Origin of the sequence: Streptomyces sp. NPDC005574, from assembly GCF_040605435.1 — a bacterium.
In the GTDB taxonomy this organism is placed as follows: Bacteria; Actinomycetota; Actinomycetes; order Streptomycetales; family Streptomycetaceae; genus Streptomyces.
Genome location: NZ_JBEXCW010000145.1, coordinates 1 through 13,108, shown reverse-complemented (window position 1 = coordinate 13,108; position 13,108 = coordinate 1). Strand labels below are relative to the sequence as shown.

The 13,108-nt window shown below is 66.6% G+C and carries 7 protein-coding genes and 1 pseudogene; 6 read left to right on the top strand and 2 right to left on the bottom strand.

The genetic code is table 11. The features are described 5' to 3' along the window. Positions 1 to 795: 795 nt before the first annotated feature. Positions 796 to 4,188 (bottom strand): hypothetical protein, encoded by a 3,393-nt coding sequence (locus tag ABZT03_RS40465; protein ID WP_356048712.1) that lies wholly within the window; start codon positions 4,186 to 4,188, stop codon positions 796 to 798. A 214-nt stretch (positions 4,189 to 4,402) separates the two neighbouring features. Between ABZT03_RS40465 and ABZT03_RS40460 the strand changes: the two genes are divergently transcribed. The 5 genes and pseudogenes from ABZT03_RS40460 to ABZT03_RS40440 form a co-directional block, all read left to right on the top strand. Beyond that, entirely contained in the window at positions 4,403 to 4,585 is a 183-nt protein-coding gene (locus tag ABZT03_RS40460; RefSeq protein ID WP_356048710.1) for a hypothetical protein, read from the top strand. A 1,115-nt stretch (positions 4,586 to 5,700) separates the two neighbouring features. Then, entirely contained in the window at positions 5,701 to 6,597 is an 897-nt protein-coding gene (locus ABZT03_RS40455; RefSeq protein WP_356048708.1) for a hypothetical protein, read from the top strand. Positions 6,598 to 7,527: 930 nt separating this feature from the next. Continuing rightward, on the top strand, positions 7,528 to 8,793 hold the full coding sequence (locus tag ABZT03_RS40450) for a ParA family protein (protein ID WP_356048706.1): 1,266 nt from the start codon (positions 7,528 to 7,530) through the stop codon (positions 8,791 to 8,793). Next, positions 8,790 to 9,920, top strand: coding sequence for a ParB/RepB/Spo0J family partition protein (locus ABZT03_RS40445; RefSeq protein ID WP_356048704.1), 1,131 nt, complete (start codon positions 8,790 to 8,792; stop codon positions 9,918 to 9,920). Before ABZT03_RS40450 ends, ABZT03_RS40445 begins: the two co-directional genes overlap by 4 nt. 324 nt (positions 9,921 to 10,244) lie before the next feature. Next, positions 10,245 to 10,988, top strand: a pseudogene (locus ABZT03_RS40440) (hypothetical protein); the annotation flags it as partial. A gap of 498 nt (positions 10,989 to 11,486) precedes the next feature. Here the strand turns inward: ABZT03_RS40440 and ABZT03_RS40435 are convergent. Beyond that, positions 11,487 to 12,425, bottom strand: coding sequence for a chlorophyllase (locus tag ABZT03_RS40435; RefSeq protein ID WP_356048702.1), 939 nt, complete (start codon positions 12,423 to 12,425; stop codon positions 11,487 to 11,489). 204 nt (positions 12,426 to 12,629) lie between these two features. Here ABZT03_RS40435 and ABZT03_RS40430 point away from each other — a divergent pair, with 204 nt between their 5' ends. Then, on the top strand, positions 12,630 to 13,010 hold the full coding sequence (locus ABZT03_RS40430) for a MerR family transcriptional regulator (protein ID WP_356048700.1): 381 nt from the start codon (positions 12,630 to 12,632) through the stop codon (positions 13,008 to 13,010). The last annotated feature ends 98 nt before the right edge of the window (positions 13,011 to 13,108 follow it).

The window sequence follows — 13,108 nt, the reverse complement described above, 5'->3', positions numbered from 1 at the left end:
GCCGATTCCTCTCCATCGACCCCGTACCCGGCGGCAACGCCAACGCCTACGTCTACCCCAGCGACCCCATCAACGCCTACGACCTCAACGGCAAGTGGTGGCTCTCGCGGTGGAGAGCGAAGCACTCCTATAACGATGCCGCCTATTCCGCTGCGTTCCTCTGTTCAAGCTTTTGCGGCGGCGGATTTGGTCGCGCGGGTCGCGCGGCCTCCAGAACCTGGCGAAGCCGGGGTGTCATCCGTTCCGCATGGAGGAGCCATGGATGGCGAGGATTGGGTCGTTCTCTCTTTGCTGCATCTGGCCTTTCGAGTGACTACTGGCACGCGCGGAACATCGTGCGCCACGTCTCGAGGTGGGGGCGAAACGGGATCGTGCACCTTCACAACTATGGTCTTCGGGGACCATGGTTCAGGCCGTGGCACACCCAATCTTGGCGATACAACCACTTCGGATGATAGGAAGCGCCGTCCACTTCTGGCAGTGGCTGATCATTGGGGTGAAGCTGATAGATCACCCCAGCCAGATATTCGCTTACGAAGTGTTCCGCCTATCCGTCTTTGCCCTCTTCACCGCCACCTTGCTGTGGAGGATCGCAAGGATGGTCAAATTCTGGATATCCAGACGGAGGGACAGTAGTTCCTAGCATCGATATTTTGTGATGGCCCGTCGGATTCTCCGGCGGGCCGTTACTTTTTGGCTCGCTGGCATCAGGGCCCGGGTGTGTGGGTCTGCGTAGCGAACGATGTTTTGTTCGTCTCTTGCCGCCTCGGCGGCAACGCTTGATCCCGCATTAACTCACTCCAGGTCCTCCCATGACCACGAGGAAGCAATATCCCCATTGGATTCCAAGCCGAAGCGGAATTGCTCCTTGTCATCACTGACCTCGATGAACTGAGCGAAGAACCCCATGGCAGGAAGCCGCGTCACCAGCGCAGCCACCTGTTCGGTCGCCCCTACCTCCCGCATGCTGTCCAGCAGCAGGGTCACCACGTACGGGGAACCGAGGGCAATGTGCGCGGCGGTCCGTGTGGCCAATGCCGCCGCCTGCTCGTCCGCCCCCACCCTCTGCAGGCTCTCCAGCAGACGGACCACCCCGTCCGGGTCGTTGAGCGCAACGTGTGCGGCGGGATTACGGGCCAGCAGGGCAGCCACCTGCTCGTTTGCCCCTGCCTCCCGCAGGCTGTCCAGCAGAGTAGATACCCCATGCGCGTCATCGAGGTCGCCGTGCACGGCGACCCGCGTGGCCAGCGCGGCCACCTGTTCGTTCGCCTCCGCCTCCCGCAGGCTGTCCAGCAGCATGGTCACCTTGAACGGGGCGTCGAGGGTGACATGCCCGGCAGGGTTACGAGCCACCAGGGCAGCCACCTGCTCCTCCGCCCCTACTCCCCACAGGCTGTCCATCAGCATGGTCACCATGTATGGGTCATCGAGGGCGGCGTGCGCGGCCGGGTTACGGGCAAGGAGCGCGGCAACCTGCTCCTCCGCCCCCGCTTCCCGCAGGCTGTCCAGCAGCATCGCCACCGAATCCGGGTCATCGGCGGCGACGTGCCTGGCGGGGTTACGGGCAAGGAGCGCGGAAACCTGCTCCTCCCTCCCCGCTTCTCGCAGGCAGTCCAGCAGCGTGGCTACCGCGTACGGATCATCGGCGGCGACGTGAACGACGGCTCGCGTGGCCAGCGCGGCAACCTGCTCCTCCGCTCCCGCTTCCCGCAGGCTGTCCAGCAGCATGGCCACTCCATGTAGGTCATAGGGGGCCACGTTCTGGGCGGGATTACGGGCAAGGAGCGCGGTCACCTGCTCCTTCACCCCCGCTCTCTGCAGGCTGCTCAGCAGCATGGTCACCGCGTACGGGTCACCGATGGCGACGTGCGCGACGGCCCGTGTGGCCAGCGCGGCAACCTGCTCGTCCGCCCCCATACTCCGCAGATTGACCAGCAGCATGGTTACCGCGTCCGGGTCATCGAGGGCGACGTGCGCGACGGCCCGTGTGGCCAGCGCGGCCACCTGCTCCTCCGCCCCCGCCCGCTGCAGGCTGTCCAGCAGCATGGCCACCCTGTATGGGTCGTGGAGGGCGACGTGTGTGGCGGGGTTACGGGACAGCAGTGCGGCCAGCTGCCCGTCGGCCCCCACTCCCGCCCCTGCCTTCCGTAGGCCGTCCAGCAGCATGGCCACCCTGTATGGGTCGTGGAGGGCGACGTGTGTGGCGGGGTTACGGGACAGCAGTGCGGCCAGCTGCCCGTCGGCCCCCACTCCCGCCCCTGCCTTCCGTAGGCCGTCCAGCAGCCGGGCCACCGCGTCCGGGTCATCGAGGGCGACGTGTGTGGCGGGGTTACGGGACAGCAGTGCGGCCAGCTGCCCGTCCACCCCCGCTTCCCGCAGACTGCTCAACAGCCCGGCTACCGCGCCCGGGTTATCGAGGGCAACGTGTGCGATGGCCCGTGTGGCCAGCGCGGCCGCCTGCTCGTCCGCTCCCATCCTCTGCAGGTTGTCCAGCAGCCAGGCCGTCGCGTCTGGGTCATCGAAGGCAACGTGCGTGGCGGCCCACTGGGCAGGGCGGAGGTCGGTGGGATGGATGGCGTGAAGACCTCTGATGAGGGGGACCGCGGCCTGCGGGTGGCCGTGGGCAGTGGCGTGTTTGTGGAGTTGGGCAGCGTCCCGGTACAGGCCGCAGTTCCAGGCGGCGTCGCCGAGTCTCTTCAAGTCTGTGGGGTGGCCGTGGGTGGCGGCCGCGGTCCAGAAGCCGAGTGGTGGGATGATCTCGGCGCGGTGACGGCGGCTGTGCTGATCGAGGTAGTCGGCCAGCCGGTACAGAGGCCCCTGCTCAGTCTGGGTGGGCTGGCCGATGCCGGCGTGGCAGGTGCGCTGGTTACGGGGGGAGCCGGTCCTTACGCGAGTGAGGATGCCGGGGATGCCGTTGCACGGCCTGGTGACGTAAATGAGGGCCTGCTCGAGCCAGTCGTCGCTGGTTTGGTCCCATTCGGCTTCGGTGAGGTAGCCGGGGGTGGCCTCTGCCAGCCAGGCCAGGGGGATGCGTAGTCCGGAGCCGAGGCGGCGAGCGTCCATGGCGGCGTCGATCAGGGACCGGATCGCGGGCGATGCGTCCTGATAGCGGTCCAACAGGACCGGAACTCCAGCCAGGTACTGGGTGATCTGGCCGTCCTGGGCATTTTTCGCGGCTTCGCCGAGGCGGGGATCGCGGCCAGCTATTTCGGCGAGTGCGGTCAGGTCGGCCGGGGTGAATGCATCCGGCAGTTTGATCTTGTGTCCGTTCAGCAGCTCCCGTGATTGGGAGTGGCGGTCCGGCATGCTGCGGGTGGTCAGGGCGTCCCAGTGATCCGGCCAGAGGGTGGCCAGCACCAACGCAGGGGCCCGTTCCGGATCGCGCAGCAGGTCCCGTAAGCCCGCGGCGACCTGCTCACCGAGCGGCTCCGGTGCCAGATACTCCTGGGCCTCGTTCAGCCAGATCACGGTGTGTGGGGTGACGTCGGTCAGCTGAGCCAGAACGCCGTCGGGGCGAGTGGGGTCGATGGGATGCCAGAGCCGCCATGGCCCGTCTTGCTTGCGCAGTAGGCGGAGGGCTTCCCACAGGGCGCGGGTCTTGCCGGTGGAGGATCCCCCGACCAGCACCGCGATTCGGCTGGACCCGGCGGCGGCCAGCGTCACCACCTCGGCCAGCGCCCGGTCGTGTTCGCGTTCTACATATGCCGGAAGCTCCGGTAGACCAGCGGCCGGGGAGTCGATCGCACGATGCACCTCCAGATCGAACGCGAAGGGGTCGGTCACCTCCGCCAGTGGCCGGCCGGGCCGCATCCGCTCCAGCACAGCCCGCCCCTGCCCGGCCCGCACCGCCGCACTCGTACCGTCCGCGAGCCGGCGGGCCTCGGCCCGATACGCACGCCGCCACTGCTGCTCGTCCAGCAAAGCGGCCACGACAGGCTCTCGGGCCAGCCCACCGGCCTGGCCGCGCACAGCCCGCACCACGGTCAGCAGTTGACCGATCTCCTGGGGGAACCGTTCACCGCGTAACCAGCACCCGATCGTGGTCGGGCTGACTGCGGCGGCTGAGGCCAGGGCGCGGTCCGACGGCAACTGCTGCAGACGACTTTCGCGCAATGCCGCCAGCCCGGCGATCAACGCAGTGAAGTCCGGCTCGCGCCCTTCCGGCCCCGCCATATCGACGTCCCACACTCCCCCCACATCGTGCGCGGGTGTTCACGCTGCCCCTGGACACCCCTGGTGGACACACGTCCGCCGTAGCGTGAACGCTAGTGCCCATCAGCCCGCTTCACCCGGCATGTCCAATGTTCGCCGGACTCCTGCGGGACCGTCCCCTGGACAGTCAGCGTCGGACTCGTTCCGCACGGCCCGCCTTGGGCCGTCACTACCCGGGGGAGTTCCCGCGATGAGCCCGCTCCAGATTCTGTCCCTGCTGCTCGCCCTGTCCGTCGCCCTCAACATCGCGACCGCTGCGGCCGTGTTGGCCCACCGTGCTGGCGCCTGCCTCGCGCAGGCGATCCGCGCCGGCGCGGGCGCCGCAGCCGCCAGCCTGGGCATCTACTTCGCTGCCGTCGCCGCTTACAAATGACCACGCTTGTAGCGGCAGTAACTGCTTCCTGCTGTGCACTCTGGAGGTCAGAATTTCTGGCCTCCAGCCAATCTCACCTGGAGGCCAGAAATTCTGACCCGAGCCGCCCGCGTCTCCGCTATGGCACCGCACGGCGCGAAGGTCCGGCCGCTCACCGACGCCCGGTAGGACCGAGTCGGGCGACCGACCGCGCAGACCGAGTGGGCATGTCGGGTCGAGTCGTGGCCGGAGCGTGATCACGCGATCCTGATGGACTTCGATCCGCAGGTCGTGGGGTTCGCCACGCAGCCGTCTGCTGTTCTGGCGCGGTGACGCGTCGGACCGCGAGCAGTCGCACGCGCCGGATTTCCTCGTGCGGGCGGCAAACGGCGGACTTGGTAGTCCACTGCCGCCCTGCGGACCGCATCGATGCTCGGTCCGCGATGTTGTCCGCCTCGATACGCCGTGCCTGCCTGCGACCAGCTGGGGGGTCTATCGGCCGACCGGGGAGATCGATGCGGTGCGGGTGGCGAATTGCGTGGCTGGCCGGCCACCGCGCAGTTCGCACTACGGGCAATCGGCGGGCTCACGTGGCGGCGACCGCGCCCACTACCGACCGACGCTCCTGATCTCCCAGGCCCGCGTCCGGCCGGCGAACGTCTGCAGGTCCGAACTCCGTGACCAGGGCGGCCATCCCGCTGGTCGTCGGCGGTGTCGAGAAAGCCGCTACAGCCAACGTCGGGTGGCCTGGCGGGGCTAGGGCCGGTGATTACGCCGTAATCACCACTGACTGCACCCGGCGGCCGTCCGCTTGAGTTCCGGACGGACGGCAGCGCGGTCGCGCGTGAGACTCTCGGATCCTGACAGCGCTGATCGCAGCATGCGAGCCGTAGCGACTCCCGGACAATGGCGTCGCCCATGAGCAGGACTAGGCGAGAGTCGCTGAGGTTGACGAACTTCGTGACAGCGACCTCGGGCCGGGTTTGGGCGGGTCATCGGGTCGGCCGAATCCACCTTGACGGCCTCAGGGGTGGCGGCGTGGGTACGGCGGTATAGGCGTGGCTTGGTGGCAGAGAATCAGCTGGTCAGCGACGTTCTCAGTTTGAGTCAAGTGCTGCAGGTGCCGGGCACAGAGCATGCGCAACGCCGCGGCACAAGGCGATCCGAAACCGCCGGATTCGCTCGATTCACAGAATGTGAATCGTGCACCGGGCAGACTGGATGCTATGGCGCGTACAGCTCACAAACGAGTCGACCCGAAGAAGCCGCTGCTGAAACCGCAGGCCCGCATCGGGACTCTTAACGCCGAGTTCCTCATCGGCGAGCTTCGCCGACTTCACGAAACAGCCGAGGATGCCGACATCGACCGTATGCCTGGCGACGACGAGCTGTATCGGGCCCTCCTCTACTGTGAGGCGCATGCCAGCAGTCTGAAGAGCGAGGAAGCGCGGCGCACCGCCGCACTCCATCGCGTGAAACTGTGGCAATACGTTCGGGAGCAGGCCGATGTGCACCAGGCAAAGGCGATCGCCGACGCCCGCGCCGCGAACGCAGAATGGGCGCACCTGGCGCCTGCGCTTGCCGTCAACACCCCCAGCGCGGCGTACAACAAGGCAACGCGCCTACGCGCCGCCACCCTCACCGACCCATTCCGAGATGACCAGCCCGTACGGCGCACTCCCGAAGCGGTCCTCGAAGCTGAGCGGCAGGTGGTGGCACAGGCCGCCGCGGAGCGGCAAGCGGCTGCGGAGGCAGCGCGTCGGCACACACTGCTGGCGCCAGTTGGCCAGCGGCTGATCCAACATCGTGTCGGCCTCGACGATGACGGTGAAGTCACCTACTGGCTAGACGAGATCGCAGCCGTTCTGCCCAGCTGTCAGACCGCCACTCAACTCGTCAGCCTGGAGACCTACGTGAAGGCCGTGGTTCGCGAGCTTCGTAAGACCGAGCGCAGCACAGCACGTCCGGTCGGTGCGACCGACGAAGCACGACGCGCATACGAGACCGCGGCCGCACTTGTCCAGCGAATCTGAGGTACGGAAGGATGCAACCCCTCCCCCGACCCAGTGTCGCGTCTGAAGCGAGCACCGACGGTCATTAGTCCGACAGCCAGGCGGCGACCGGCATGGTCATGGCCGGCCACTGCTGCACCGTGAGTCCCAACGGGCAGGCCCGACGGGGTAGGCGGCGGGTCGGCGGTCATTCCTGCACAAGTGCACGGCCGTCTGCCCTGCTCTGCCTTCAGTTCGCGATGCGCTTTCAGCCCGTGTGCTGGGAGCCGTCCGCCTCGCCCCGCACGGGCGGCCAGAGAAGACGTTCGGTGACGCCCGGAATCGTGCTTCAGCAACATGTACGTGGCCATGCTTGTGGTCGGCGGATCGGTTGCGGTCACGAGGTGGGCGTCGGCTGACCCGAGACCGAGGTCTCTAGGACTTGATACGGGGCGTCAGACGGGAAGTACTCCCCCACCGCCCGGACCAAGCGCCCCTCCCCCATCAGCCGAGCGGCAGCTGCAAGCGTGCCGTCGCGCGTGCGAGTAGGTCCGCGGCGTCCCCATTCGGTGCAGATCGGCGTGTCCGGGACGGCGCCTTGCGTAGCTCGCTGATCGCCTCAGCGGTGATCGGTGTCGATCGTGTAGCCGGGAGGGAGTGGGCACAAAGACAGTGATCGCTGGCTGCTCGCAGGCCTCATGGGGCTCTAGGACCTGCTGGTTGCAGACTCGCACCACGTGAAGATGGGGACAGGCGTCGCCAACTTCTTCTTCAACGTCGAGCGGGCGCTTGTCTGATATGCCCGTAGCTCAGACGCAGGGTGATTACGGCATAATCACTCGCGCATGCGGGTCTCCCGCGCCCCGGTGATTACGGCGTAATCAACCCAGGGGTGGTGGGTCTCTGTATCAACTTGGTCTAACTAACGTGTCGGTGACTCGTTTGATCATGAACGTTAGTATGGTGTCCTGCATGACTTCGCCAGCCACCTCTAGCGACCGCGAGAAGGTCGTCTCCAAACTGCCGGGATGGCTCCGGCAGAACGTCAAAATCAGAGCCGCCCAGCACGGCATCGAGATCCAGGCCGCCGTCGAACAGGGCATCAGCGACTGGTGCAGCCTGGCCTCGGCCACCGCGACCGTCGACACCGCAGGCGCCGACTCCTTCTCCACCTTCCTGCCCCCCGGCCAATGGGAAGAGTTCCGGCGGATCGCCGCCGACAGGGGAGTCTCCCTCATCCAAGGCCTCGCCCAGTCTGTCCAGCTGTGGCTCGATGCCAACCCGGCACCCGACATCGAACGACCCGCGATCACCCGCCGCATCATCGTCTGCAACCAGAAAGGCGGCGTCGGCAAGACCGCCATCACCGCCGGACTTGGCGAAGCGCTCGCCGAAGACTCCAACACACTTCAGCCCGTACGTGTGGCCAAGGCCCTCACGAAAGCCCTGCGCGCGAGCGAAACTCACACGAACGAAGCCGAGCCAGTAGACGACCCGCTCGATATCGAGAATCTGCCCGGACTCGGACTGCGGGTACTACTCGTCGACTTCGACCCGCAGTGCCACCTCACCAACCAACTGGGCGCCTCCCCGCTACCCCTGAACGGGGACAGCCTCACCAACCACATGGCCGGAGACCCCAAGGGGAACCTACGCGATCTCATTGTCTCCATCGATGACGACTCCTTCGACGGCCGGCTTCATCTCCTGCCCGCCTGCAATGACGCCTTCCTCCTCGATGTGCGCCTGTCCGCCGTCCGGGCCCGCGAAGCCGCCCTTGAGCGGGCTCTCGCTCCGCTCGAAGGTGATTACGACGTAATCATCGTCGACTGCCCACCCAGCCTCGGCCTCAGCATGGACGCCGCGGCCTACTACGGACGTCGTCGCGACGGAGAGAAGCCCGGCCAGTCCGGCGCCCTCGTCGTCGTCCAGGCCGAGGACAGCTCCGCCGACGCCTACGGCCTGCTCACCACGCAAATCGACGACCTGCGCGGAGACCTGCAGGTCGACATCGACTACCTGGGCATCGTCGTCAACCTGTACGACTCCCGCCGCGGTTACATCGCCACCTCCTCTCTCCAAGGATGGGTCGACATAAAGGATCCGAGGGTCGTCGGCCTCATCGGAGACCTCAAGGAACAGAAAGAAGCAGTACGGGTGAAGAAGCCCCTACTTTCCTACGCACCCAAATCGCAGCAGGCAGTCGGCATGCGCGCCATGGCCAGGGAGGTCTCGTGAGCAAGGCCGACCAGCTCGGCGCCGGCCGTTTCGGCGGCGGGGGAGTACGCCCCGTCAGTTCACGCCGCCAAGCCGTCGCTGCCGCCACAGGCGTCCCCACTGAGGGCGTAGCTCCACCCACAGAACTCCCCCTGCACCGGATCAGCCCCAACCCGGACAACCCCCGCTCCGCCCTCGGCGATCTCACCGATCTCGCGGGCAGCCTCAAGACCCACGGGCAGAAGCAGGCGATCACGGTCATGAACCGCGACGCCTACATCAAAGCCAACCCCGAGCGCGAAGCAGACCTCGAGCCGGACGCCACCCACATCGTTGTCGACGGCAGCAGCCGCCTCGCCGCAGCCCGCGACGCCGGCCTCGACACGCTAAAAGTCATGGTCAGTGACGACCAGGGGACCACCTCCGAAGAACTCCTCGAATCCGCCCTGGTCGCCAACATCCACCGCCAGGATCTCGACGAACTCGACGAAGCCCGAGCTCTCGAACGCCTCCTGGCCATCCATGGCAGCCAGCGAGCGCTCGCCAAACGCCTCCACCGCTCCCAAGGCTGGGTGTCACAGCGCCTCGCCCTGCTCAACCTCACGCCAGAACTTCAGGCCCGGATCGGCGAAGAACCAATCGACCTGCTGCGCGCTGTTGGCAACAAGCCGGCAGCGGAGCAGGAGACGGCCCTTGAGGTACTGAAGGAGGAGCGGACCCGCAAGGAAGCCGCGAAGCGAGACCACAGTCGAACCAGGGGCGACACGTCAGCCGCCAACGAGCCGGCGAAGCCCGAGAGCGATTACGACGTAATCACGGCTGGCAAGCCCAGCGGATCGTCCGTGACCCAGACCGAACAGAACGCTGACGAACGATCGCACCAGCAGGTGGTGCCAGAACCGCGGACGGACTCGTCCTCACCGGCCACCGATGAGGACTCCGTCCATGAGGAACGCCCCGTCCGCAAGGTCCCCTACGACCAGCCTGGCGAACTCGCGATGCTCCTGCACACAAAAATGGAAGCCGACGACGCCTTCTTCGATCTGCTTCGGTTCTTGAGCGCGAAGGGACTTAAGCGAGACCCAGCCCGGCTTGGCGAATTGGCCCGCTCTTTTGCTGAAGAGGCCGCCGCCTCACAGATCGGCTGACGCGACGTTGTCGGAGCGGCGAGCATCGGTTCCGACAACGTCCCCTCACACCCTCAGCCTTCACCTGAGAATCCGCGTTCATCTGATCGCCAGGGAACCCCTGCCGGGCATCGCCGCGCGCGTGGAAGGAACACTGGTACCCCACCCAAGGGGGGTGTTCGATTTGTTCGATTCTTCGTCAGGATCGATTCTAAGCAACATCGCCTCGTGAGCCGCGAACGCTAAAACCCCTTGAACCCCTTGGGTAGAGACGCACAACCGGGCCGTGCAGCCGGATCGGTCGTGACGGCGTAGCCGTTATGGAGCCATTCCTCGATCATCTGGATGCCGGCGGTGACGACTCTCGTCTGCCGACTGCGCGGTGATCCTGCTCCGGTTGGAGGCGATCATCGACCAGGCGTAAGGGCAGCGACCAACTTCCCCAATAGCACGTTGCGGAAAGCGCGCGGCGTGCACCGACACCGCCGGCGCGCACTCTGTGGACGCGGACGGGCAGGTGCTGGAGACCTTCCGTGCCGACGACGACGGTGGCGACGGGTCATCGCGGACATCGAGATCTTGCGCGGGGACCTGTCCCAGGTGCTCTACGACGACACCCGCGACGGCTTCGAGTACGTCTTCGGCGACCGAATCGCCGAGCTCGCCCAGGACGCGGACGGGGTCGACGTGGTCTTCGCGGGCGACGGGTGGCGCTTCGACTTGGTGGTCGGGGCAGACGGGCTGCACTCGGAGCTGCGAGCGATGGTCTTCGGGCCGCATGAGCGGTTCCTGCGCCACGTCGGGCACGTGCTGGCCTTCTACAGCGTGCCCAACGAGTTCGGGCTGGACCGCTGGCTGCTGGAGTACCAGGATCAGGAGTCCGGGCGTTCCGCCCTCCTGCGGCCCATCGAGGGTGCTACCCGGGCGATGGCCATGTTCCACTTCCCCTCGGCTGACTTCGACGTCGACCACCGTGACGTCGCGGCTCAGAAGGTCCTGCTGCAGGAGCGGATGGCGGGCCTGGGCTGGTTGACTCCGGACATCCTCGCGCACCTGGACGACACTCCGGACTTCTACCTCGACCAGGTCGCCCAGGTGGTGATGGACCGCTGGTCGAGTGGACGGGTGGGGTTGCTCGGGGACGCGGCGTTCAGCTCGGAACGACGAGAAGCTGACCGTCGTGATCGTGTTGGTCTTCGGCGTGCTGATCGCCCCTACTGCGTTCGGCCAGACCGTCTTCGACGTGGCGCACCAACTTGCGCAGGGCGTTTCCCAGTCGGGCAACCCTTGAGCTCTGTGCTCTTTCCTTGCCCCGCTGTCTCGAGGCGGCGTCGATGGGACTGCCGGGACCGCGAGGGCTATCCAGGCTGGCCGAAGATCGCGACTTCGGTGGGGGAGAGGTCGGGGCGGGCGCGGTGGAGGCGTGCGGGGTGGCGCCATCGGCCGGAGGCGTCGCGGGCGACGTCGACGCCGACTTCCACCACCAGTTGGGGATCGACCAGTGTGACGTTCAGTGTCTGGCGGCTGCCCCACCCGGCGGAGAACGACCAGCCTGTCCAGGGGGCGCGCGCCCGGGCACGTCGCGGGTCACTTGGATTCGAGGTGTCCCAGCGGGTGCCCGTCTGTGAGAACCATCTGTGCAGTGTTCCAGTCGCTGTGGTCGATGCCGGTGACGTGGCGCAGGTAAGCGAGGGTGACCTGCTGGACGAGAGCGACGCGGTCGGGGTCCTCATCTGTGGTCTCCGCCGCCTGATAGCCGGAGATGCCGCCGAGGAAGTGCTCGGCGCCGTAGACACTTAGAAGGCTCTTGTTGTCGCGACTGAGGGTGTAGGGGTCGGTCGTCCAGGCCGGGCCTCGGGTGGAGAGCGGCAGGTCGTCCTTGTCCCCGGCGACGACGAGGCCGGGGGCAGTGATGTGGGAGAAGTCCTGATCGCGCAGCCAGGGAAGGTTTTCGTGGGCGAAGGGGGTCAGTTCGTCGCCGCCCTTGCCGGCGGTGGCCAGCTGGATACTGGCCATGACCCGCGAGTCGGACAGGTTCTCGGCGATCCCAGTGTGCGGGTCCCTGACGCGCAGGCCCACGAGGATACCTGCGGTCTGGCCGCCGAAGGAGTGTCCGGCCGCGACGACGCGGCAGTGGTCCACCCGGCCTGCCAGTCCCGGCACGGCGGCCTCCAGCGTTGCGAGTTCGTCCAGGATGCGCTGCATGTCGTGGACTCGGTCGCGCCACATCTGGGTCCTGCGGGGATCACCTGCAGCGATGTTCAGCCGCTTGGAGTCCAGGTGAGTGGCCTGGACGACGACAAAGCCGCCGGATGCCCAGTGGTCGACCAGTGGTGCGTAGCCGTCCAAGTGGGAGCCGAACCCATGGGCGAACAGCACGACGGGCAGGCCCGCGCCGGTGACGGGGGCGGTGACGCGTACGTGCAGGTCCTCCACGCGCTGCGGTGCGCTCAGCACGAGTGGCTTGATCGACACGGTCGGGGTGGGGGTTGGGCCTGTGAGACCGGTCGTCCGGTAAGTGGTCATGCTTGTGTCTGCCTTTCAAAGGCGGCGGGCGTTGAGGTGGCTGAGCTTGTGCCGTCCCGACCCCCAGTCCGGTCGGTCGATTTACGCCTGAACGTGAACCACTGGATGAATCACCCAGTACCAAGTGCACCGGCTACGCTAAAACTTGACGTTGACGTGAAGGGCAAGAACTTATGACTCAGGTCACAAGGAGTGGAGCCGAACATGCGCATCGGGGAACTCGCCCGCCGCACGGGCGTCAGCACCCGGGCCCTGCGGTACTACGAGGAGCAGAACCTACTCACCGCCGAGCGCAGCAGCAGCGGCCAGCGCCACTACGCGGAAGCCGCCGTTGACCGGATCCGTGTCATCCGCCAGCTGTACGCCGCCGGCCTGTCCAGCAAGACCATCGCCGAGCTCACGCCCTGCGTCGTCGACGGCAAGGCCACACCCGAGCTGCTCCAGCGTCTGGCCGCGGAACGCGACCACCTCGACCGGCACATCGCGGACCTCGCCCACACCCGGGACCGACTCGACTCCGTCATCACCGGTGCCTCTTCCAACGTGCATACCGGCACCCCCTGCCGCCGGGATACGACCACCTAGACCGGGCGTGTCAGCGATCTTGTGTAAGTCGGTTGGTTTCATTGGATGCTGAGCCGGTCCTCGAAGAAGAGTGAGAACTGGTTCAGTGCCTCTTTCCA

Bases quoted from the DNA above. Each gene is read 5' to 3' on its own strand.
- ABZT03_RS40450 (WP_356048706.1), top strand. From the start codon at position 7,528: ATGACTTCGCCAGCCACCTCTAGCGACCGCGAGAAGGTCGTCTCCAAA.
- ABZT03_RS40460 (WP_356048710.1), top strand. From the start codon at position 4,403: ATGAGCCCGCTCCAGATTCTGTCCCTGCTGCTCGCCCTGTCCGTCGCC.
- ABZT03_RS40435 (WP_356048702.1), bottom strand. From the start codon at position 12,425: ATGACCACTTACCGGACGACCGGTCTCACAGGCCCAACCCCCACCCCG.
- ABZT03_RS40455 (WP_356048708.1), top strand. From the start codon at position 5,701: ATGCGCAACGCCGCGGCACAAGGCGATCCGAAACCGCCGGATTCGCTC.
- ABZT03_RS40430 (WP_356048700.1), top strand. From the start codon at position 12,630: ATGCGCATCGGGGAACTCGCCCGCCGCACGGGCGTCAGCACCCGGGCC.